This is a genomic window from Veillonella montpellierensis DSM 17217 (assembly GCF_000426745.1).
GTDB lineage: Bacteria > Bacillota > Negativicutes > Veillonellales > Veillonellaceae > Veillonella > Veillonella montpellierensis.
The window spans coordinates 57,413-81,693 of record NZ_KE384564.1 but is presented as its reverse complement, the minus strand read 5'-3'; the positions used below and the strand labels follow the sequence as shown (position 1 = coordinate 81,693).

The window sequence follows — 24,281 nt, the reverse complement described above, 5'->3', positions numbered from 1 at the left end:
TTTATCGGCTATACTAACTATATCGTCGTTACGACGACATAGTTGTGATACAACATGATATGACGTTGATCGGGTATAAAGGTATAATGGTTTACTTTCAGAGAGTTGCCGTGTGGTGCGAGGCAATAGAAACCATATATTGACACTCTCCCGTGAGTTTTGCTGATGAAATCAATAGTAGTTGGCAACGGTAGTTCCGTTATTGCTAATGAGACCCAACTAGGGTGGTACCGTGTTATAAGTATATGACGCCCCTTGCAACGATATTCGTTGTAAGGGGTTTTTTAGTATCTGTTATGGAGCACAAGAAAGTGATGTAGTGGTATAGGTATACGATACAGCTATATAGATTGTATGGATGCATGTGCAGTGATTCATTATGTGGACTTTCTTACGTGTGAGAGGCTTGGTGTATTCGTAGTAGATGCAATGTAAATGATATGCTTTGTGATATATACTTATGACGCCCCTGGACGATACGATGTATTCGTCTGGGGTTTTTTTATAGGAGCTACATGAGTTGTGACCTATGGCATGTGGATTCGCCATAGGCGATTGGGTATCCAAGTAGGCGATGGTTTCGAATCTAGTCATAACAGGTAGTATGTAGAAATGATAGCGATGGAGGGAACAGAGATGAACGGAGAACGCATTTATTTTTTTGATACCACACTTCGTGATGGGGAGCAAACACCGGGTGTATCGTTGCAAACGCCGGAAAAAGTTGAAATTGCGCAGAATTTGGCAAAGTTGGGCATCGATGTGATTGAAGCGGGTTTTCCAGCAGCGTCGCCGGGTGATTTTGAAGCGGTTAAAACGATTGCAGAACAAGTGACGGGCGCTACGATTTGTGGCCTAGCTCGTTGCAACACGGAGGATATTCAACAAGTGGCCCGTGCTTTACAAGGGGCTAAGCGGAGCCGATTGCATACATTTATCGCCACCAGTGATATCCATTTGGAGTATAAGTTGAAAATGACAAAAGAGGCTTGTTTGGATCGGGTAAAAGAGTGTTTGGCCTTTGCGGCGGGCAAATTTGATGAAATTGAATTCTCTGCCGAAGATGCATCACGGACGGATCTCGATTTTCTATGCCGCGTGTTTGAAGTGGCGATTGAAGGCGGCGCTACGATACTCAATGTACCCGATACGGTAGGCTATATGACGCCGATTGAGTTTGGAAACATCATTACGTACATCAAAGATCATGTTAAGGGCATTGAAAAAGCGATTATTTCAGTGCATTGCCATGATGATTTAGGCCTCGCCAATGCGAATACGCTGGCAGCTATTGAGGCAGGAGCACGGCAAGTGGAGTGTACGGTGAATGGCCTTGGCGAACGGGCTGGCAATGTGAGCGTGGAAGAGGTAACGATGGCGCTCATTACACGAAAGGATTGTTACGGAGATTTCAAGATTCCCATTAATACAAAACAATTGACACGGGTGAGTAAGATTGTGGCTAAATTAACGGGCGTCGCCGTGGCACCGAATAAGGCCATCGTGGGGGCCAATGCCTTTGCCCATGAATCGGGCATTCATCAACATGGCGTGTTGAGTCATCCAGGAACCTATGAAATTATGACACCTGAATCGGTAGGTGCTGGAGAAACGAATATCGTGCTAGGGAAACATTCGGGGCGACACGCCTTCGAAGACCATGTATCTCAATTGGGATTTACCTTGAGCGAAGAAAAAATAAATATGCTATTTACCAAGTTTAAAGAATTGGCAGATCGGAAAAAACATATTTACGATGAAGACGTGATGGCCCTCGTTATGGATACGTTGGATTACCACAAGGCGATTACGGTGGTGCATCATCACTACCATTCGAATGAAAGTGGCTACGCCTATGCAGACATTCGCTTGCATACGCCAACGGGACTTTCAGAGGACGCTGCTGTCGGTGATGGCCCTGTGGACGCATCCCTTAAGGCAGTGGAACGAGCCATCGGGATTCCTGTTAGTTTGAAAGATTACCACATTAGAGCGTTGACGGCTGGTAAGGATGCCTTGGGGGAAGCGATTGTAAAAGTGGAACATGAAGGCGTATTATATCACGGTCGTGGCGTGAGTACGGATATTATTACATCCAGTGTGAATGCCTATATTAATGCGGTAAATTCTATATACTTGACGAAAGAGTTAGAAGAGGGGGCACACTAGTATGGGAATGACGATTACAGAAAAAAATATGGCGCGCCATGCAGGTCTTGTATCGGTGAGACCAGGGCAGATTATCGAATGTAAACTCGATGCGGTGCTGATGAATGACATCACGTTTCCACCGGCCTTAAAAGAATTTAAAAAGATTGATAAGCCGGTGTTTGACCGCCATCGCATCTACTTGGTGCCCGATCATTTTACGCCGAATAAGGATATTAAATCGGCAGAGCAAGCCAAGATTATGCGCGATTTTGCTAGAAAGGAACAGATTACCTCTTATTTTGAAAGCGGCCGTGTCGGCATTGAGCATGTTATTTTACCAGATAATGGATTGGTAGGACCTGGGTTTATGATGATTGGTGCCGATTCGCATACGTGTACGTATGGGGCAGTGAATGCCTTTTCTACCGGCGTAGGGTCGACGGATGCGGGGGTCGCCATGGCGGAAGGTAAGACGTGGTTTAAAGTACCGGAAACGATACAAGTACGGTTGACAGGTAAACCGGCGAAATGGATTACGGGGAAAGATATTATTCTTGCGTTAATTGGTCGTATTGGCGTCGATGGAGCGAGGTATAAAGCGTTAGAATTTGCTGGTGATGGACTCGTACATTTGTCGATGACGGATCGCTTTACCATTTGCAATATGGCTATTGAAGCGGGCGCTAAATGTGGTGTATTCCCTTACGATGCAATTACTGAGGCCTATGTAAAAGATCGCTACCAATATGACATCATTCCTACGAATGCCGATAGCGATGCGGTATATGCGGAGGTCATTACCATCGATTTAGCATCATTACAACCGGTGGTGGCATTCCCTCATTTACCAGAAAATACGCACTATATTACGGAAGTGGCAGATGACATCTCGATTGATCAAGTCATTATCGGATCCTGTACAAATGGGCGCTATGATGATTTGGTGCAAGCGGCGTCGATTTTAAAAGGACGAAAAGTAGCCGATTTTACGCGATGCATTGTGATCCCTGGGTCGCAAGAAATTTATGAACAAGCCATGCATACGGGCCTATTCGATGTGTTTTTAGCAGCCGGGTGTGTCATCAGTACGCCTACTTGTGGACCTTGCTTAGGCGGTTATATGGGGATTATGGCGTCTGGTGAAAAGACCGTATCTACTACGAATCGTAATTTTATTGGTCGTATGGGGCCTGTGGATAGCGAAATCTACTTGGCCAGTCCCTATGTGGCGGCGGCTAGTGCTGTGTTAGGCCGACTTGCTGGACCCGATGATATTATGTAGGTTAGCATGCTAGTGATTATCTGGGTGAATCGAGTATGAATGCGTTGTTGATGAAAGTATGAGGAACGATAGATGGACTTTAGAAGTGAAAAAATATGGCGCTATGGGGATAATGTCGATACGGATGTGATTATCCCTGCACGCTATTTGGCGATTGCAGATTGGAAAGAATTGGCAAACCATGCCATGGAAGACATTGATACTACCTTTGCGAAGCATGTCAAAGCTGGTGATATTATGGTGGCTGGTAAGAATTTTGGTTGTGGATCGTCACGAGAACATGCACCAGGCGTCATCAAAGAAAAAGGGGTGCCCGTTATTGTGGCGCATAGCTTTGCACGGATTTTCTTTCGCAATGCCATTAATATTGGATTGCCGGTCATTGAAATCGGCGATCAGGTGGAGCGTATTCAGGCGGATCACGCCATCGGTATCGATATGACGAAAGGGATTGTCTATAATTTGACAACGGGAGAAACCTATAAGGGGACAGCGCTGCCACCGTTTATTCAAGAGATTGCTAAAGCAGGGGGACTCGTTAATTTTGCGAAACAACGTCAGTCTTAGAAGATTCATGATTGATAGAAAACGACGATTCCTAATCGATAGGATACGAAGCTTTTTATGATAAACCTAAAAGAAGTTTACCCCGATAGATGAGATAGAAGCTTTTGAGATAGACCGAGAAGAATTTTGAAACAGAAAGAAGAATTCTGCCATAGACAGAAAGAAGAGTTTTGAGATACCCATGGAAGGTAGAGGATAGAGTATGACTAAGAAAACACGACAGATTGTGCTGATTCCCGGTGATGGCATTGGCGCGGAAATTATCGATGTGACTCGATGTGTATGTGATGTAGCTTTTGCTAAGGCGAATATATCGGTAGAATGGATTGTAAAAGAGGCAGGAGGCGCCTCTATCGATGCCTATGGCGTACCTTTGACAGAGGATACTATTACTGCTTGCCAAAAGGCGGATGCCGTATTATTAGGCGCCGTAGGTGGCCCTAAATGGGATCATGTAGATCCAGCTATACGCCCAGAAAAAGCCATATTAGGGTTACGTAAGGCGCTTGGACTATTTTGCAATTTACGGCCCGTTAAGATTTTTCCAGCTCTTCGTGAGCAATCTCCTCTAAAACAAGAATGGGTAGAAGCGGTAGACTTTATGATTGTTCGTGAACTGACAGGGGGCATTTACTTTGGTGAACGATCAGAAGCATCGGGCACTGGCGCTGAAGAAGTAGCGTGGGATAAGGAAACCTATAGTCGCATGGAAATTGAAAGAATTATGGATGTGGCTATTGATATGGCCCGCAAGCGCCATGGAAAAGTGGCTTCTGTGGATAAAGCAAATGTGTTAGCATCGTCACGCTTATGGCGACGGATTGCCCAAGAAAAAGCAGCACAAGCGAAGGATGTGACCTTTGACTATTTGTATGTAGATAATGCGGCGCAACAAATTGTGGTGAATCCAGGTCAGTTTGATGTGATGGTAACAACCAATTTGTTCGGCGACATTTTGAGCGATGAAGGGGCTGTAGTGTCTGGCTCTATCGGATTATTGCCATCAGCATCGATTGGGACAGGAACGCCTTTGTTTGAGCCTATTCATGGATCGGCACCCGATATAATGGGTAAAGATATAGCCAATCCACTCGGTACAATCTTGGCAGCGGCTATGATGTGTCGGTACGCTCTTGATTGCCCTAACGTAGCCGATTCTATTGAACATGCCGTAAGCCGTGCATTAACTGACGGCTATCGCACAAGGGATATTGCTCGTGGCGATGATAGACCAGTAAAATGCCACGCCATGGCGCAAGCCGTTATAGAACGATTAGATGGATAGTAGGTCATTATTTTTTTAAATACAAGGAATATATAAATCTCATAGCCTCCTTCTTGCACAACTATGTTTAATCAGTGTATAATCGAATGATAGGTAGTCTAATGACAATCCTATCGTAAGATGAAGGAGGCTTATCATTGTGGCACAGGATGTGATGCATAGTTTCATAACGCCAGATGAAGTGGCAACGGCTGTAGCCGATGCGTTCGTTGATTTTGTGGCGCGTAGTATTTGTGAAACTGGTTCATGCATAGTGGCGATTACGGGCGGTACGATTCCTAATCGCTTATTTGAATTATTAAACACGCCAGTCTATATTGATCGAATCGATTGGGAACGTACGTTTTTCTTGTGGACAGACGAACGATTTATTTCACAGTCTGATCCAGATAATCATTTCTATCGAGCTAAAAAAAGGCTGTTTTCTAATATGTGTGGGGCATCGCACTTTTTCCCAATTCATACAGATAAGGGAACGGTACGAAATGCAGCGGATGAATATGATAAAGAAGTAAAAACGATTTTGCGCGCTCGCGATAAAAGAGGCGTAGACTTGGCGATTTTAGGACTTGGCCAAGATGGACATACGGCCGGATTGTTTCCTCGGTCGTTAGCACTACAGGAAGATGGGCGCTATGTGGTAGCGGTGGAAGATGGAAACGTTTGGGATCGTGTGACGATGACATTTTCATTTCTTTCACAAGCGCGGCATGTGTGGTATACCGTCGTAGGTGATGCGAAGCGAGCTGCCTTAGCAAAAGTGTTGCAGCAGCGGCTTGATTATGAAGACTCACCATGGCGAGAACGCATTGGGCATGTGTTGCCTGGGGCGGTTCTTTCACAGGTACCTATTGATTGGTTTGTAGACCAAGAGGCTTATCAGGTTAAAAACCGGTGATGGACTAATCGGTAACAGCAATCTGTACTTAGTCCTAGGATGATAGATGCGTAATAGTCAAATACTATGATAAAGGAGATAGATTATGTTTGGTATTGGAACTCCAGAATTAATTGTTATTTTAGTCATTGCCTTGATTATTTTTGGACCAGGCAAATTACCAGAAGTGGGGCGCGCTATTGGTAAGAGTATTCGTGAGTTTAAAGGCGCTATGAGTTCAGAAAAGAAAGCAATTCGTGAAGCGAAAGAGGATGTACAAGAGGTCGTTCATGCTGCGAAAGAAACCATTGACGTGACTTCTGGGTCTGTGAACGATAATAAACATAAAGATGCGTAGTGTGTACTAGCCTATTATAGCTATGCGCTAAAATGGCCTGGCATTGCAGGTCGGAATGTTCTTTACTAGGGCGCCACAAGTGCTGGCGGTACAACTTGAATAGCTCTAGGTTGTAGCGAAGGAATCGGTACTATATGGGAACGGAAAATTTGATAAATATAATGACTAAGTGTTGCTATCGTTGTATACTATAGATGTACCAATGGGTGAACATAAATTCACTTGTGGCGGTTATGATGTATACAATGTGTGACGGATAGATATATAGTCAGTAAGGAGGTCATCCTATGTGTAAAGAATGTGGTTGTGGTGAAAATGGTACTATGGTAACAAAAGTATTTACTGTGCCTGGTATGATGTGTGGTAACTGTCAAGAAACAGTAGAAGGTGCTACGATTGGATTAGATGGTGTTGTATCATCCCATGTTGATTTACCAGAAAAAACAGTAACCATTACCTATGATTCCACAAAAAATAATGTAGAAACCATTAGCAATGCTATTTTGGCAACTGGTTTTGAAGTAGCTGGTGTAGCAAATCATGTACACCATCATACAGGATTTTTGGGAACGATTAAAAAATTATTTAAATAAGCTAAGTTCTTAGTGCCTTTTGTGGAGCCTTTCGTGAACGTAATGGCTATCACAAAGGGTACTCTTTATATAGAGAGAGTTTGCTAGGTATATAGGCACGTTAAGAAGTAGATGTATCTTTCATACCTATCGGGTTGTGGAGAAAGGAATTACAGTGACGATGATTAAAAAGTTTGACAGTCAAACCTATACTTGGCATGATACAGATCTATTGGTGTATAAGCAAGATGGCAGTCCTTTTAAAGATGTAACACGACAGGTCTTGTTTGATGGGGCCTTTGATATTCCTTGTCAGTTTCGCTATTTTGAAGTCAAGCCTCATGGGTATAGTACCTTAGAGTATCATGAACACACACATATGGTAATGATATTTAGAGGTAAGGGGCAATGCTTATTAGGTCACGACATCGTGGATGTAGCGGTGGGCGATATGATTGAAATTCCTAGTGGCACAGTGCATCAATTTCGCGCGAATCAAGGTGACTATTTAGGATTTTTATGTTTAGTGAACCTTGATCGCGATAAAGTGACTGTGGTGGCCGATGAAAAACTAGAGGAATTACAAAAGGATCCAGCAATACGTGAGTTTTTACAAAGTTCTTGATAGGATGGCAGTCCTTATTGTCGATAGAGGGTAACGGAACATAGGCGGAGCTTTCTAGGTGCCTATGGATGGCACAAAATAAGTAGAACTGGATGGCGTATAGGTAGGCTTATGAAGCACTGAAAGTACGGTTCTTCTAGCTCCTTGTAGTGTAGCCTGTGATAGACGTGATGTATGAAGATTACGTAGATAAGCGGACTTGAAACTGCTAGTAGCCTATGATATACATGATGTATGAATGCCATACGAATACGCTATATGGCATTACAAATTATTATATGTGACATTACTAATGGATATATTTTTTTACATATCCATGTTGATTTATGTTGCTTAATAAAAAATATCGTGCTATGATAGAAACATATTTAGAAGGTATTGAAATTTTTGGAGGGAATTATGTTAGGTTTAGTCATTAGCTTATTGATTATTGTGATTATCACAATTATTAACAGCATTCGAATTATGAACAACAACTTAACAAGATTCTGTCTTAAAAGTTTCAGCGAATGTAGTTTAATTACAATCAATAAGAAAATGGCCACGACTAGCCTTTGCTGATTTGGTTGTAGGATAGCAACATAGCAGGCTACCTTTAGAAACTTTATAGAACACAATATATATGCATATATATACTGCGCTTATGACTTTTAAGACGATTCAAAGGAATCGTCTTTTTTTATTACTTGTGAAAGGATGTCTAGTATGAGCAGAAGTAGCAATTTAACAACAGGCGTGACAAGAGCACCCCATCGATCATTATTGAAGGCCTTAGGTTTTGTAGATGAAGAAATGCATCGCCCTATTATCGGGATTGCCAATTCTTTTAATGAAATCGTGCCAGGTCATATGCATTTGCGCAATTTGGTGCAAGCTGTGAAAGATGGTATTCGCAACGCCGGTGGGATTCCTATTGAATTTAATACCATCGGTATTTGTGATGGGTTAGCGATGAATCATATAGGCATGAAATATTCTTTGGTAACGCGTAACATTATCGCCGACTCCATTGAAGCGACGGCAATGGCCACACCATTTGATGCGATGGTATTCATTCCTAATTGTGATAAAGTTGTGCCAGGTATGTTGATTGCTGCAGCGCGATTGAATTTACCAAGTGTATTTGTGAGCGGTGGCGCAATGTTAGCCGGTGTTCATAAAGGCACAAAGATTGGCTTGAGCAATGTGTTTGAAGCAGTGGGACAACATCAAACAGGACAAATTGATGATGCGGAATTGGCAGAGATTGAAAATACGGCTTGTCCTACTTGTGGCTCTTGTTCTGGCATGTATACAGCCAATACAATGAATTGCTTAACCGAAGCATTGGGCATGGGATTACCAGGTAATGGTACAATTCCTGCAGTCTATGCGGAACGTATGCGCCTTGCTAAATTAGCGGGTATGCAAGTACTGAAAGTCTTAGCAGCAGACCTACGGCCTAAGGATATCATGACGCGAAAGGCTTTTGAAAATGCCGTAGCAGTAGATATGGCATTAGGCGGATCGTCTAATACGGCCCTACATTTACCAGCCATTGCCCATGAAGCGGGTGTGACATTAACACTGGATGATTTTAGTCGCATTGCACAAACCACACCACAGTTGGCTAAATTATCGCCATCAGGCAAATATTTCATTGAAGACTTATATAGGGCTGGTGGTATTCCAGCGGTGATGAAACGATTATTCATGAATGATCGCTTGCACGGGGATGCGAAAACCGTATCGCTTTCTACACAAGGGGACATTGCTAATGGGGTGGCCATTTTAGATGACGATGTGATTCATTCCTTTGATGACCCCGTTCATGAAACGGGAGGCATTGCCGTATTAAAGGGCAATTTGGCCGTCGATGGCTCGGTAGTGAAAGCAGGGGCCGTTGATCCTAGTATGCTCGTTCATAGTGGACCAGCGAAAGTATATAACAATGAAGAAGAAGCAGTGGAAGCCATTATGGGTGGCAAGGTTGTAAAAGGCGATGTGGTTGTCATTCGTTATGAAGGCCCAAAAGGCGGTCCTGGTATGCGTGAAATGTTGACACCGACTTCTGTCATTACAGGTATGGGATTAGGCGATTCGGTAGCGTTGATTACGGATGGTCGTTTCTCGGGTGCTACTCGAGGTGCCTCGATTGGTCACGTATCGCCAGAAGCGGCAGCTGGTGGTACGATTGCGATTGTGGAAGATGGGGATATGATTGATATCGACATTCCTGCTGGCTTGTTATCGGTACGGCTATCCGATGAAGAAATTGCAGCACGTAAAGCTAACTTAGCACCTTACCGCAGTCATGTGACAGGATATTTGAAAAAATATGCCATGCATGTATCCTCTGCGGATCGTGGGGCGATTGAATTATTGGATGAAGACTAATAGGAGCGCGGTCTAGGAGATATACAATGCGTTCTATGTGATTTCGTAGGAATGTGGAAAAAGTCGCTACCAAAGTATATAAAACGTATTCTATATGATTTCAGAGCGAATTTGAAACACTAAGGTATGGCGATACGTTTACGTATCCTATGTGATTTCATAGATGATAGGAATGTACGGGTGCATTGGTGACCGATTGAAGAAAGCGCCGTAGCGCTCAATGTGAGTGCGTAGTATAGCGCGATAGATACATATAAGAGAGGGATATTATGCATAAGTTATATGATTTTATAGAAGCCAGAGAGCGGCTAGGCACCGTTACTGTTACCACTAAATTGTTACATAGCGATGTATTTTCCGACGAATGTGGCAATGATGTATACATTAAACCAGAAAATTTACAGCGCACCGGATCGTTTAAAGTGCGTGGAGCGTATAACAAAATTTGTAAATTATCGGATGAAGAAAAGAAATGTGGCGTCATCGCTGCATCTGCAGGCAATCATGCACAAGGCGTCGCATTGGCAGCTCAGAAATTAGGAATTAAAGCAGTCATTGTGATGCCCAAACATACGCCATTGATCAAAATAGAATCTACGAAACGATGGGGCGCTGAAGTTGTTTTGCATGGTGAAGTATATGACGAAGCCTATCAAAAGGCATGTGAATTACAAGAAGAATACGGCTATACCTTTGTACATCCTTTTAATGATGAAGACGTGTTAGAAGGACAAGGAACGATTGCCTTAGAAGTGCTTGAAGAATTACCCGATGCAGATGTTATGTTAGTGCCAGTCGGAGGCGGTGGATTAGTGGCCGGCGTGGCGGCAGCGGCGAAACTGAAAAATCCGACCATCAAGATTATTGGTGTGGAACCAGAAGGGGCCGCTTGTGCTTTGGCGGGGCTTCGAGCAGGCAAGCCAGTGGAATTAAAAGAGGCGAGTACCATTGCTGATGGAGCGGCGGTTAAATTGGTGGGCGATCTTACGTTGCAATATATTAAGCAGTATGTGGATGAAATTGTAACTGTATCAGATTATGAACTGATGGAAGCCTTTTTGTTATTGGTGGAAAAACATAAACTAGTGGCGGAAAATGCAGGAATTTTATCCTTAGCAGGGTTGAAAAAATTATCCTGCCGTGGCAAAAAAGTCGTATCTATCGTCAGTGGCGGTAACATCGATGTATTGACGATTTCTTCGATGATTACGAAAGGCTTGATTGTACGGGGGCGTATTTTCAGTTTCTCCGTTAATTTACCGGATAAGCCGGGTCAATTGGTGGCAGTATCACAGATATTGGCGAAACAAGATGCGAATGTTATTAAACTGGATCACAATCAATTCAAAAATCTAGATCGCTTTCATGAAGTGGAACTACAAGTCACTGTAGAAACGAATGGGGAAGAACATATTGCTAACATTATTGAAGCCTTTACACAACAAGGCTATATGATTACACGATTAAACAGTTCTAGTTTGTTGGAAGAATAAGTAACAATGATAGGTTGATGATAGGTACATGTTGAAAAGGAGGCGTTTATGATGCGTGCGGACAAGATAAATGGAGCTCATATTGTATTAGAAACGTTATATCGTCTTGGTGTGCGACATATGTTTGGATATCCAGGAGGCGCGGTGATTCCGATTTATGACGAACTCTATAAGTATAACGAAGAAGAAGTGAAACTTCATCATTACTTTGTACGTCATGAACAAGGAGCCGCTCATGCTGCTGATGGGTATGCGCGTGTGTCTGGCAAGGTGGGCGTATGTTTAGCTACGTCTGGACCAGGAGCGACTAATTTAGTTACCGGGATTATGACGGCCTATGTGGATTCCATTCCTCTATTGGCGATTACGGGGCAAGTGGGGCGATCTTTACTGGGGAAAGATTCCTTTCAAGAAGCTGATACAGTAGGGATTACCATGCCGATTACTAAAAACAACTATTTAGTGAAAGACATTATGGACTTACCACGGATTATTAAGTCCGCCTATTTTATTGCTTCCACAGGACGTCCAGGGCCAGTCCTCATTGATATTCCTAAGGATATTCAATTACAGACAATTCCTATGGACGTATATGACAAGTTATATGATGAACCTATCACTGTTGAAGGCTATGATCCGACGTATAAAGGTCATATTGGTCAAATTAAAAAGGCGGCTGCCTTGTTAAAAACGGCTAAGAAACCACTTATCATTGCTGGTGGTGGCGTATTGAAAGCCTCCGCATGGCAGGAGTTGCGTGAACTGGCAGAACGGACACAGACGCCAGTTGCCAATACGTTGGTAGGATTAGGCTGTTTCCCAGAAGACCATCCATTGTCGCTAGGCATGCTAGGCATGCATGGTACGGTGACGGCGAACTATGCTACCGAGGCAGCCGATGTGGTTATAGCGGCAGGCATTCGCTTTCACGATCGTATTACAGGTGATCCTAATCATTTTTGCCCGCATGCCAAGATTATTCATATCGACATCGATCCAGCAGAAATCGATAAAAATGTAAAAATTCATGTGCCGATTGTAGGGGACTTGAAACATGTATTAACTGAATTAAACACTTGTATTGAAGATGCGACCCATGAAGAATGGTGGAACCAAATTCATGAATGGCAAGAAACGTACCCGATGGTCGTGCCACCTCATGATGAAAGTGTGTTATATCCACAGGAAGTATTGTCTGAAGTCGATAGGATCGTGAATGGAGAGGCGATTATCGTTACCGATGTAGGACAACATCAAATGTGGGCGGCTCAGTTTTTAACATTTAAACATCCTCATACGATGGTTACATCGGGCGGTGCTGGCACTATGGGGTATGGCGTACCGGCGGCCATGGGGGCTGCGATTGCAGCGCCTGATACAACCGTCGTTCTCGTAGTGGGCGATGGGGGCTTTCAAATGACCTTCGAAGAATTAATGATGATGAAACAATATCATTTGAATGTGAAAGTCCTTATCTTAAATAATCAATACTTAGGTATGGTGCGACAATGGCAAGAACTATTTAATCAACGGAGATATTCCTTTGTAGATTTACATGTAAGTCCTGACTTTGTTAAATTGGCAGAGGCCTTTGATTTGCCAGCCATGCGTATTAGTACGAGAAAGGAATTAGATGCCCATTTGCGTGATATACTCACATCGGATACAGGCATTGTTATCGATTGTCGCGTCGCCGAAGAAGTGAATGTGTTTCCGATGATTCCAGCAGGTGCTAGAGTGTCGAATATGGTTGGTAAGAAAGGGGTGTCCCTACATGACGAATGAACATCAGATTTTAGTAATCGCTAAGAATGCAAGTGGTATTGGTGCTAGAATTTTAAGTCTTTTTAATCGGCGAGGATTTTCCGTTCATAAAATGACATCGGGCGTGTCGAATCAACCAGGCTATGCGCGCATCACGTTGACCGTAGAAGCGGCAGACGATACTTCGTTGGATCAAATTCAAAAACAGATTTATAAATTGGTGGACGTGGTGAAAGTCAAAATTTTTGCCGCTAAAAATGTGGTGCGTCGGGAACTGATGTTGATAAAAGTGAGAGCCGATAATTCGACACGTTCTCAAATCGTGCAGATTGCTACTATTTATCGAGGCAATGTATTAGATGTGTCTCCTACGTCTCTCATCGTAGAATTGACGGGGGATGATGAAAAATTGCAAGGCTTCATTGATATTATGGAAACTTACGGTGTACTAGAAATCGCTAAAACAGGTGTTACCGCCATGAGTCGTGGTGAGAAAATGTAAGAACGTGATGTACTGTAGGCCATGTGTTTCAATGATAGCCTATGGACAGAGAGAGGATTTCGCGTAGAGCTCGTTGCCCATAATCGTGAGTTAGAGAGGGACGATTACGGTAAGCATAGGAACTTATGTGATATCGTTTATAGATTGATAGATATAACAGAATTTTCTCAAAGTGCTGTCACTTGCATGGTAATGCATTGTTTCCATGGCGGTATGGTAAAAAGAGTGTACGTTGTTTGTGCATGGTTACGATCAGATTATGTAGATTATAGTAAATTATGTATAACACTTGAGATATACAGGCACATCAGTTAGTGCAAGGCAAATATAGTACACTCTGTATAACACTTGAGATTTCATGTATAGCGGTACTGTGAGAGAATGCTGTGAAATAGTGCGAGAGATGCTATGAAACATAGCGGAGAGAGTGCTATGACAGATATGGTAAGAGAATGCTATGAGGGTTAGTGTGAGAGTGTGCTATGAAAGATAGGAGAGAGAATGGCATGAAAGATGGCGCGAGGGATTGTTAGATATGACTAAGAGAAAATCATATAGATTAGAAACCGTTGATACGATTCATAGAAAAGAGGATACGTCCATAAGAGAGGCTGATGCATCGGCACGAGAGTTGTTGCATTATGAAAATATTACGTTTCAACGAGAGGGACAAGAAATTTTACGCGGTGTCTATTGGGATGTCAAGGAAAGTGAAAATTGGGCCGTCGTAGGGTTAAATGGATCTGGTAAATCCACTATGCTCAGCATGATTCCCGTGATTCACATGCCTACTAGTGGCATCTTGCGTGTGTTTGGCAAGGAATTTGGCACGTGTTACTGGTCTTCTGTAAAAGAACGCATTGGATTTGTCAGTGCTAGCCTTGCACGATTTTATCAAACTTTATATAAACAAACGGTGGAAGAAATTATTATATCTGGACGGTATCATACGATTGGCACCTATTGCACACTGACGGCAGAAGACTATACAAGCGCAAACGTCTTGCTGGAAGACTTTCAATTATCCCATAGACGTCATCATACATTTGGCCTTTTGTCTACCGGGGAACAACGGAGGACCTTGTTGGCCCGAGCAGTTATGGGAGAGCCAGATCTTTTAATTCTCGATGAGCCTTGTGCAGGGTTAGATGTGAAACATCGAGAAGCATTTTTGACTACCTTGGTACAGATGAGCAAAAGGGGTATTCCCTTCGTCTATGTGACGCATCAAATTGAAGAAATTATGCCGCCTGTTACGCATGTGGCGATAGTAGCTGAGGGGCAAGTGGTGCAGAAAGGGCCTAAACGAGATATACTGACCGATGCGGTACTGTCAGAGTTGTATGGGGTGGCGGTGCACGTGCTTTGGCGAAAAGAGCGACCATTTATGATCGTTGAATCATAGCATAGTGAGTATGGGCGACGAATGGTGCGCTAGTTTTCTTTGAAAGGATTCATAATATGATAGTGTTGGTTGATACAAGTTAGCAAAGGTAGCATGTATGTATGATAGATATATAACATATAACAAAGAGTTATAATAAATGCAATATTTTGCTATGAAAAAGATTGTATTTTCTATAGAATTGATGTAGAGTAGATACAGTAATCTATAGATACACGTAGATGACTGTAAAATGAATGGAGGAAATAAAAATGGCAGGTAAGATTTTAGGTACAACAGTATATTATGATGCAGATTGCAATTTAAAAAAATTAGAAGGTAAAAAAATCACTGTATTAGGATATGGTTCACAAGGCCATGCGCATGCATTGAATCTTAAAGAAAATGGTTTCGATGTTACCATCGGTTTACGTGCAGGATCCAAATCGGCAGCAAAAGCGAAGGAAGCGGGTCTTCCTGTAAAAGATACTGCGGAAGCAGTAAAAGGTGCTGATATCGTTATGGTATTGATTCCAGACGAATTACAAGCTGAAGTCTATGCAAAAGATGTAGCACCAAACTTAAAAAAAGGCGCTTATTTAGCATTTGCTCATGGCTTTAATATTCATTTTGGTAAAATTGTGCCTCGTGAAGATATTAATATTTTCATGGTAGCTCCTAAAGGACCAGGTCATCTAGTTCGTAGAACGTATCAAGAAGGTTCCGGTGTGCCTTGCTTGTATGCCGTAGAAAAAGACCCATCTGGAGATACTACTGAAGTAGCACTAGCTTGGGCATCCGCTATCGGTGGTGGCCGCGCAGGCATTTTGGAAACTAATTTTAAATCAGAAACAGAAACTGATTTGTTCGGCGAACAGGCTGTGCTTTGCGGCGGTATTACAGAATTAATCAAAACTGGTTTTGAAGTATTGTGTGAAGCGGGCTATGAACCAGTTAATGCATATTTTGAATGCTTACATGAAATGAAATTGATTGTAGATTTAATCTATGAAGGTGGTTTTGGCAAAATGCGTCATTCCATCTCCAATACGGCAGAATATGGTGATTACTATGCAGGTCCTCGTGTTATCACTGCGGACACTAAACAAGCAATGAAAGACATCTTAAGAGATATTCAATCGGGCAAATTTGCCAATGAATTCTTAGAAGATTATAAAGCAGGACAACCATTCTTGAAAAATCATCGTAAAGCAGCCGCAGAACATCAAATTGAATCCGTCGGTTCTGAATTACGCGGTTTAATGTCTTGGTTGAAATAAGTGAGAGCGAAATAGCCATAGGTGAGTATACGTAGACAGATACTCTTAGTATGAGTAGAAGCTGTAACGAAATGGGGATGTCCCCTTTTGTTACAGCTTTTTTGTGTCTAGAAGAAAACGTATTGCCTTACTAAGGGAAGTCTAGCAAATACTTGGGTTATAGGACAAAAAGTGTTGCTGTTAATGCCGATAGAACTAGTTAAATACTAGCTCTATCGGTATTTTATCTTTTTGATGCGCGTTACTACTTTTATGACAGATAGAGCCATCTATGTGGTTTTATGAAGATAGAGATATGCCTATGATTTTATGATAGATAAGGAGGATAGTTTTATTATGAATAGCATTGGTATGAATGTTAGGAGGAGCGCCTTTCACGGAGAAAAGGTAACGGTTTATAAATTATATATATGGCACTGCGAGCATATTTCATAGGTGTAAAAATTTTTAACGGTCTATGAATTATATACATAGCACTGTATAGTATAATCATTTATGGCAAGAGTACTGTATTTACTATGATTATTGATTATATGCTCACAATTTTTTTCTTATATAGGGCGTATCGAGTCGATAGAGGGGAAGTATTATGCTAGATAATGCGTCAATTATGCATAATCATCATTATACAAAGGGCGTCATGCGATGTATGATAAAAGTATAGTTGAATTTTGTTAATTATTATCATTTAGGAGGTATTATATGAAGAAGCAATTGGCCTTAGGATTATGTTTAGCTACGTTAGTATCGAGTGCGGCTATGACTGCAGTTGATGCACATGGTGTATGGTTTGCAAATCGCCTTGATGAAAAAGCACTTGTATTAGGTGAAGGTCCATTGGATAATGCGTACTCACCTAGCTGTGTACAAAAAATTGATGGCTATACTACAATGGGGCAAGTGGCACCAGTTACTGTAGTTAATCATCATAAGAACGTATCTATTTTAACACCTGATAACTTAGGTGTGACTGCTACTTACTTTGATTATGGGTACTTTACTAAAACAACAGATGGCAAAATGGTCAACAAACCATTTAATCAAGTCCCTAACGCAGTGAAGACAACACATGCAATAAAATGGAATATTAACTACTGGGATGCATCAGCTAAACCTATGGTTATTAGTGATATGCCAATTCAAATCGTACCAATGGTAAATCCATTAACATTGAAAAAAGGTGATACTTTTGAAATTCAAGTGTTAAAAGATGGCAAACCAATGGCAAATGCACCATTAATTAAAGATGTGCTAAATGATTTGACAAATGAAAGTCAAGCAGATGCCAATGGTCGTGCTACCGTTACTGTTAACGCCAATGGTTTAAATGTTATCGGTGTAGAAATTGGCTATCCATCTGGTGATGCAGGTACACAAAATAAATACTTCTCATCCTTGTCCTTTACAATTTATCCTGAAGAATAATTAACAGATTATAGGAAGTCCTATCTTAGTATAGATGGTACATCTTCCTCGTATCCGTAGATAACTTATTTCTAGTTAGGTGTTCGGATATGTTGACTATGTACGCCTTTATCAAGAAGCATATGCTACTTATTGCTAGTAGCATATGCTTCTTTTACACTAGGGACAGGCAATCATTTTGTCATAGCGCGCCATAGGATACTAGAAAGAGGAAGAAATAGTACTATTATAATGTTGCCATATTCATGAGATGGAGTAATATGCTTGTAAGTAAGTAAGTAAGTAAGTAAGTAAGTAAGTAAGTAAGTAAGTAAGTAAGTAAGTAAGTAAGTAAATAAGTAAATAAGTAAGTAAATGAGTGAATGAGCATATAAGTGAGTAAAGCATGTTATACTGTGTAACGGTAATGATGGTGCGGTATAGTGGTAATTATGCGATTCATTCCGTTACCAGTACACGTCGGGGATATCCCTTTTAATTTATATTTATATGGTATAATACAATTTAATGAATCTATTAGATATGGCCATGTGTAGCACTATAGTGATAAGTGCTGCTATATGGCGATGGCATTGTTAGGACGATGATTGCTATGTAGCTATATTGCTTCCATCTGGTGAAGTGGTATGGGTATAGGAATAATCGCATTTGTTTCAGTGAGAAAGGCGTTAGATGAATCGAAATACTCTTATTAGTCGGCTGCAAGAATTACATGAAGGGGAAGTCAATCGCTGTCATATTGATCCTCATGCTCGGTACAAGGTAGCACTGGCGTATCCGAACACCTATTATGTAGGAATGAGCAATTTAGGCATCCAAATTGTATACCAAGAGATTAATGAGCGAAGCGACAGTGTATGTGAACGAATTTTTTTGCCAGAACGACAAGAACTAGAAGTGTATGAAAAAACTAAAACGCCACTTATGAGTGTGGAAACAAGGCGCTCCATGGATAGTTTCGATGTGATTGGTATCGATGTTACCTTTGAAATGGATTACTTTCATATTCCCCGCATGCTCCGATTAGGACGAGTACCGGTGATGGCAAAGGAGCGGACAGAATTTGATCCGATTGTGATTGCCGGAGGCCCTTGTTCGACATTTAATCCAGAACCATTTGCTGATTTCTTTGATGCTTGTATTATCGGGGAAGGGGAAGGCCTAATCAGTGATATGCTAGATTGTATCTATGAGGGCAAAGAAGAAGGATTGGCGCGCCAGGAGATTATGAAACGGTTAAGCCGATTGCCAGGCGTCTATGTGCCTATGTTATATACACCTCTTTATGATACAGAAGGGGAATTTGCTGGGTATGATGTGGCAGAAGGGGCACCGACTAAGATACAGCGCCATTGGCGACCATTACAGCGAGAGGGAGAAACCGTTGTAGCTACTGATTTTACAGAATTTGGTGCCATGTATATTGTGGAAGTGGCGCGTGGGTGTGGGCGTCATTGTCGCTTTTGTATGGCGGGTTATACATATCGTACACCGCGGGTGCGTGATTTAGATATGTTGAAAGCTGGCGTCGATCGGGCGGCCGCACTAGGGAAAAAAGTAGGCCTCATGGGTGCCGCTATTTCTGATTATCCAGAGATTGATGCATTGGTGAATTACATTCGCGCGAAAGGTTTGCGCTATTCTTGTGCATCCCTTCGTGCGGACTCGTTGACACAAGATGTAGTCAATGGTCTTGCTGATAGCGGGCAAAAGACGATTACTATCGCCCCCGAAACGGGAAGCGAACGATTGCGACGAGTGATTAATAAGGGGATTCGTGAAGAGGATTTACGAAAAGCGGCTATGTTGGCAGGTCAGGCTGGTATTCGCCATATTCGCTTGTATATTATGATTGGATTACCGACAGAACAAGATGAAGATATAGAGGCACTCATTGAATTAGCCAAGCGTACACAGACCTATATGAATACAGTGGGCTGTACGGGAAGGTTAACGTTGAGTATTAATCCTTTTATTCCTAAACCGTTTACACCGTTTCAATGGATGCCGATGGCGCATCAAAAAGATATTGAAAAGAAGCTGCAATATATTAAAAAATCGTTGCAAAAAAATAGGCGCATTGAAGTGCTCATAGAATCGCCTAAAGAAGCATATGTGCAAGGCGTGTTGGCTCGTGGCGATCGACGCCTAGGATCTGTTATAGCCGCTTGTGCATTGGAACGGGGCAGTAAAGACTTTAAGCGTATATGTAAAGCACAAGGCATTGACATGGAACATGAACTTTATAAAGAGCGATCCTTTTCTGATCCACAACCGTGGGATGTATTGGACATGCAACTGAAAGATGGCTATTTACAGATGGAGTGGGAGCGGTGTTTACAAGAAATCTATACGCCGCCTTGTAGGTCTGGTTGTAAGCGATGTGGTGTATGTAAATAACCTTTTAGCTAGGGAAAGATCGTATGATGATACTACATTACTGTGTTAGATAGTTAAAGATAGGATGCTCACTTATTGTACAGATAGTAATAGAGAAGGGACGTTATGAAAGAAGGAAAGAAAATAGATGCGATGGTTTTACCAACGAATTTTGATGATAGGACAACGATAGAAGAAGTGGTAACGGAGAAAGGTACATCGTGGTACTTTCAGCACCCTCTTTCGTTTACACCATTTCCACTGATTCTTGGTTCTACGTTTCGCATGGGTGGTGCGTCGATAGCACCGTATGAGTCGTTTAATTTGGCGCTGCATGTGGGTGATGAACCGGCTCATGTGATTGAAAATCGCCGCAGTGTGGCCGCCTATTTAGGTGTTTCGGTGGAACGCTTAACCTGTGCCAATCAGGTGCATGGTCTTAGGGTGGCACGTGTTGATGAAAGTCACATAGGGGCAGGGGCCTTATCACAGGAAACGGCATTGGCTGATTGTGATGCGATGATGACGAATCTACCTTCTGTGCCATTGTTATTATTTACAGCTGACTGTGTACCTCTATGCATTTACGATACAAAACATCGAGCCGTAGCGGTGATTCATGCAGGGTGGAAAGGGACCATTGGCATGTTGCCGACGATTACGTTAGAAGCTATGCACGAAGCGTATGGCACGCAAGCGGCTGATTGTTATGTATTTTTAGGTCCTTCTATTGGACCGACTTCCTTTGAAGTGAATGAAGCATTGGCCCATAGATTTATGGAAAAGGCGATGCACCACGATGCGATAGTTCGGTATATAACGCGTCCCGGTGCCTCTAACGCAACACCGCATGTCGACTTATGGAGCTTTATTATTCATAGTTTAGTAGATAAGGGTGTGCCGACCAATCAAATTATGAAAAGCGGTATCGATAGTATGACGTGTGATGCTTGTTTTTCCTATCGCCGTGAACAAGGCCGTACGGGACGGATGGCTTTGTTTACCATGCTACAAGATGAGAATTGATGAAAACGACGAGAACGATTAAAATTCCTATACATTATGAGCTAAATAGTATATAATAAAATCGCCTATAGTGTATGAGTCTGTAGGCAAAGGGCATTTTATTTGTAATTGTATAGGAGCGATGACGATGATTGAAACATCATTACAGACGGTTCGTGATCGTATACAGCAGTGTATGAAACGTGCTGGCCGTGTTGATGAAGTGACGTTGGTAGCGGTGACTAAAAATCATCCAGTCCAAGCGGTAGAAACCGTAGCATCCTTAGGAGTCACTGATGTAGGCGAAAACCGTGTACAAGAAGCAAAAGAAAAGCAATTAACATATAAGGGACCCACGGTGCGATGGCATTTGTTGGGTCATTTGCAAATGAATAAGGTTAGGCAAGCAGTGCCTATGTTTGATTTGATTCATTCCGTAGACAGTAAAAAGTTATTGGATGAAATTGAGCGAGTCGCAGCAAAACACGACATAATACAAGATGTTTTATTGCAAGTGAATGTAGCTCGTGAAGCAAGTAAAACAGGTTTGACTGTAGAGGAATTTCCAGAGGTAAGAACGTATGCGAGTACATTGCCCCACGTTTGTGTGCGCGGTTTGATGTGCATAGCACCTTATTTTGAAAATCCAGAAGATACACGACCTATCTTTAGAGTCGCACATGCCTTATATGAAGATATGAAGCAATACTTTCAACCAGAACAAATACAGTATTTATCGATGGGGATGACCCATGATTTTGAAATTGCAATAGAAGAAGGTGCCAATGTTGTTCGTGTAGGCACGGCCATTTTCGGCGAGCGTGTATATTTCTAGGCATACATTGAGGAGGATTAATATGGCTTTTACAGACAAATTTGCAGGGATAAAAAACTTCTTGGGAATGAATGATGATCGGTATGATGAATACGATGAGTACGATGACTATGATGATGCAGAGTATGGACAACCAAATGCACCACAACCTAAGGAAACATCTGAATTTCGTCCTAACAAAGTGAGTGGTCATTCACCAGTAAGTCAACGTCCTACGGCGATGAAAGTAATCGTAATTGAACCAAAGGTGTTTGAAGATTCTGAAGCCATTACGAATCAATTACGCGATATGCGTCCTGTATTGATCAATTTTGAAAATACAGATCCTCATGAAGCGGCACGCATCGTTGACTTTGTAAGTGGTGCCACCTTTGCTTTGGACGGTAAATTAGAAAAAGTGGGTAAGGACATATTTATGTGTGTGCCTATGAATATATCCATTGATTATAATGATAAAACATATACAGAATTAAATGAAAAATTTGCATGGAAAGAGCCTCAATTATAATAGTATAAGGTGGTGGTATATGTGCTAGGTCGAATCCTATGCATCGGTGCTGGTGCTATGGGTGGAGCTATCCTTAGAGGTGCGCTAGAAAAAGGCGTTATCACGAGAAACGAGCTGCTTGTTACGGTGCGTACAGAGGAGCATGCTCGTGCATTAGAAGAGGAATTAGGAATTTCGGTAACTACGTCGTTACCAGATTGGAAAACGGATGGCTTCGATACGATTCTGTTAGCCGTTAAACCACAGGTATTGCCTCACGTACTAGTAGAACTGAAAGAAATTCCACCACATACTACATGCATTTCTATTGCCGCAGGCATCACGCTACATACATTAGAAAGTGCCTTACCTCAGGCCGATTGGTATCGTGCTATGCCGAATATGCCGGCTGCTGTAGGGGCGGGGATGACTGCCATCGCAGCGGGACAAAACGCATCGCTAGCAGTAACGGAACAGGTACAAGCTCTGTTTTCTGCTATAGGTCAGGTCGAAGTAGTATCGGAAATGGATCTTGATCGACTAGGCGCCTTGTCTGGCGCTGGTCCAGGTTATGCATTTTTGATGATGGACGCCTTGGCCGATGCAGGTGTACGTATTGGATTGCCACGAGCATTGGCGATTAAGGCGGCTGCACAGACTTTATTAGGCGCTGGTATGATGGCTACAAAAACAGGAACACATCCTGCTATCTTGCGTGACCAAGTAACATCGCCAGGTGGAACTACCATTGCTGGCATTTTAGCTATGGAGAAAGGTGGCTTGCGATCTGCCATTCACGATGGCATTATTGCTTGCTATGAGCGCTCAAATGAATTGGGGAAATCGTAGTGAATGAAAAAGAAAAATTAATACGCTATTTTGAAGCTAGTGGTAATGGCGAAGAAGCACGGCGTATGTTAGATTTAGCAAAGCAAGTCGTTAAGGGTAAGCCCTTTCGCGTAACTGAGTTTATGACACCTTCTGGGTGCGTCATTGCCGATGCGATTCGCGCTAATTATCCACAATTACAGATTGTCACCGATGGTGGCTATACAGGGGCAGAACGATTGCGCATTGCCTTTGTAGATAGTGATTTTAAAGGTACTGTAGATTTTGGAATCCTCGCATTACAGTTGTCCTGGGATCCGCGATTTCGCTTGTTAACCCATCGCGATGTATTAGGATCACTTATGGCGCTAGGTATTGATCGAGCTAAATTTGGCGATATTATTATGCAACAAGGCGGCGCACAGATATTGGTTGACCATACGGTGGCTGAATTTATTGTACAGAACTTTACAAAAATTGCCATGGTTACCATTGAAGTGACACAGATACCGTTAACATCTATTTTGCCAAAGGAAGAAAAGGTAAAAGAAATAAGAACGACTGTGCCGTCCTTTCGGTTAGATGCGGTAGCATCGTCCGGATTTAGTATGTCGCGTACTAAATTGGTGGATGCCATTCGGGCTGGTTTATTGCAAGTCAATTGGCAACCAGCAAAAGGGCCTTCCCAAGAAGTTAAAGAAGGCGATATTATTTCTATGCGTGGCCGAGGCCGTATGCAAGTCGATTCCATTACGGGAACCACAAAAAAAGGTCGTATGGGCGTATATCTCAAACGATTTATATAA

The 24,281-nt window shown here is 42.2% G+C and carries 21 protein-coding genes and 1 other annotated feature; all 21 genes read left to right on the top strand.

The window, feature by feature from the left end:
- Positions 1 to 56 precede the first annotated feature (56 nt).
- Positions 57 to 259: a binding site (T-box leader), on the top strand.
- Positions 260 to 636: 377 nt separating this feature from the next.
- The 21 genes from K357_RS0108080 to K357_RS0107980 all read left to right on the top strand — a co-directional run bounded on the left by K357_RS0108080 (position 637) and on the right by K357_RS0107980 (position 24,281).
- Positions 637 to 2,169, top strand: coding sequence for a 2-isopropylmalate synthase (locus K357_RS0108080; RefSeq protein WP_028258239.1), 1,533 nt, complete (start codon positions 637 to 639; stop codon positions 2,167 to 2,169).
- Position 2,170: 1 nt separating this feature from the next.
- Complete coding sequence (gene leuC / locus K357_RS0108075) at positions 2,171 to 3,433, top strand: 3-isopropylmalate dehydratase large subunit (protein WP_028258238.1); 1,263 nt, start codon at positions 2,171 to 2,173, stop codon at positions 3,431 to 3,433.
- Positions 3,434 to 3,505: 72 nt separating this feature from the next.
- Positions 3,506 to 4,000, top strand: a complete 495-nt coding sequence (locus K357_RS0108070; RefSeq protein ID WP_028258237.1) for a 3-isopropylmalate dehydratase small subunit — start codon at positions 3,506 to 3,508, stop codon at positions 3,998 to 4,000.
- A gap of 202 nt (positions 4,001 to 4,202) precedes the next feature.
- A complete protein-coding gene (gene leuB, locus K357_RS0108065) occupies positions 4,203 to 5,285 on the top strand; it encodes a 3-isopropylmalate dehydrogenase (RefSeq protein ID WP_028258236.1) in 1,083 nt (360 codons plus the stop codon).
- A 139-nt stretch (positions 5,286 to 5,424) separates the two neighbouring features.
- Positions 5,425 to 6,183, top strand: a complete 759-nt coding sequence (gene pgl / locus K357_RS0108060) for a 6-phosphogluconolactonase (protein WP_028258235.1) — start codon at positions 5,425 to 5,427, stop codon at positions 6,181 to 6,183.
- Positions 6,184 to 6,268: 85 nt separating this feature from the next.
- Positions 6,269 to 6,520 (top strand): twin-arginine translocase TatA/TatE family subunit, encoded by a 252-nt coding sequence (tatA, locus tag K357_RS0108055; protein WP_028258234.1) that lies wholly within the window; start codon positions 6,269 to 6,271, stop codon positions 6,518 to 6,520.
- A gap of 287 nt (positions 6,521 to 6,807) precedes the next feature.
- Entirely contained in the window at positions 6,808 to 7,113 is a 306-nt protein-coding gene (locus K357_RS0108050; protein ID WP_028258233.1) for a heavy-metal-associated domain-containing protein, read from the top strand.
- A gap of 160 nt (positions 7,114 to 7,273) precedes the next feature.
- A complete protein-coding gene (locus tag K357_RS0108045) occupies positions 7,274 to 7,717 on the top strand; it encodes a cupin domain-containing protein (protein ID WP_028258232.1) in 444 nt (147 codons plus the stop codon).
- A gap of 705 nt (positions 7,718 to 8,422) precedes the next feature.
- Positions 8,423 to 10,093 (top strand): dihydroxy-acid dehydratase, encoded by a 1,671-nt coding sequence (gene ilvD / locus K357_RS0108040; RefSeq protein ID WP_028258231.1) that lies wholly within the window; start codon positions 8,423 to 8,425, stop codon positions 10,091 to 10,093.
- A gap of 269 nt (positions 10,094 to 10,362) precedes the next feature.
- Positions 10,363 to 11,586, top strand: a complete 1,224-nt coding sequence (ilvA, locus tag K357_RS0108035) for a threonine ammonia-lyase (RefSeq protein ID WP_028258230.1) — start codon at positions 10,363 to 10,365, stop codon at positions 11,584 to 11,586.
- 51 nt (positions 11,587 to 11,637) lie between these two features.
- Positions 11,638 to 13,371, top strand: coding sequence for a biosynthetic-type acetolactate synthase large subunit (gene ilvB / locus K357_RS0108030; protein WP_028258229.1), 1,734 nt, complete (start codon positions 11,638 to 11,640; stop codon positions 13,369 to 13,371).
- Positions 13,361 to 13,852: an acetolactate synthase small subunit gene (gene ilvN / locus K357_RS0108025; protein WP_028258228.1), complete on the top strand. Its 492-nt coding sequence runs from the start codon at positions 13,361 to 13,363 to the stop codon at positions 13,850 to 13,852. Before ilvB ends, ilvN begins: the two co-directional genes overlap by 11 nt.
- A gap of 535 nt (positions 13,853 to 14,387) precedes the next feature.
- Positions 14,388 to 15,257: an ABC transporter ATP-binding protein gene (locus tag K357_RS0108020; protein ID WP_081658442.1), complete on the top strand. Its 870-nt coding sequence runs from the start codon at positions 14,388 to 14,390 to the stop codon at positions 15,255 to 15,257.
- Positions 15,258 to 15,508: 251 nt separating this feature from the next.
- Positions 15,509 to 16,516: a ketol-acid reductoisomerase gene (ilvC, locus tag K357_RS0108015; protein ID WP_028258226.1), complete on the top strand. Its 1,008-nt coding sequence runs from the start codon at positions 15,509 to 15,511 to the stop codon at positions 16,514 to 16,516.
- A gap of 702 nt (positions 16,517 to 17,218) precedes the next feature.
- A complete protein-coding gene (locus tag K357_RS0108010) occupies positions 17,219 to 17,941 on the top strand; it encodes a DUF4198 domain-containing protein (protein WP_028258225.1) in 723 nt (240 codons plus the stop codon).
- 672 nt (positions 17,942 to 18,613) lie between these two features.
- The gene (locus K357_RS0108005) at positions 18,614 to 20,341 is read left to right on the top strand and encodes a radical SAM protein (protein ID WP_028258224.1); all 1,728 of its coding nucleotides are present in this window, start codon (positions 18,614 to 18,616) and stop codon (positions 20,339 to 20,341) included.
- Between the two features lie 105 nt (positions 20,342 to 20,446).
- Positions 20,447 to 21,346 carry a peptidoglycan editing factor PgeF gene (gene pgeF / locus K357_RS0108000; protein WP_244869397.1) on the top strand — a complete coding sequence of 300 codons (900 nt, stop codon included), beginning with the start codon at positions 20,447 to 20,449 and terminating at the stop codon, positions 21,344 to 21,346.
- Positions 21,347 to 21,473: 127 nt separating this feature from the next.
- Positions 21,474 to 22,160 (top strand): YggS family pyridoxal phosphate-dependent enzyme, encoded by a 687-nt coding sequence (locus K357_RS0107995; protein ID WP_028258222.1) that lies wholly within the window; start codon positions 21,474 to 21,476, stop codon positions 22,158 to 22,160.
- A 22-nt stretch (positions 22,161 to 22,182) separates the two neighbouring features.
- A complete protein-coding gene (locus K357_RS0107990) occupies positions 22,183 to 22,668 on the top strand; it encodes a cell division protein SepF (RefSeq protein ID WP_028258221.1) in 486 nt (161 codons plus the stop codon).
- Between the two features lie 21 nt (positions 22,669 to 22,689).
- Entirely contained in the window at positions 22,690 to 23,496 is an 807-nt protein-coding gene (proC, locus tag K357_RS0107985; RefSeq protein WP_028258220.1) for a pyrroline-5-carboxylate reductase, read from the top strand.
- Positions 23,496 to 24,281 carry a YlmH family RNA-binding protein gene (locus K357_RS0107980; protein ID WP_028258219.1) on the top strand — a complete coding sequence of 262 codons (786 nt, stop codon included), beginning with the start codon at positions 23,496 to 23,498 and terminating at the stop codon, positions 24,279 to 24,281. The genes proC and K357_RS0107980 overlap by 1 nt, the downstream gene beginning before the upstream one ends.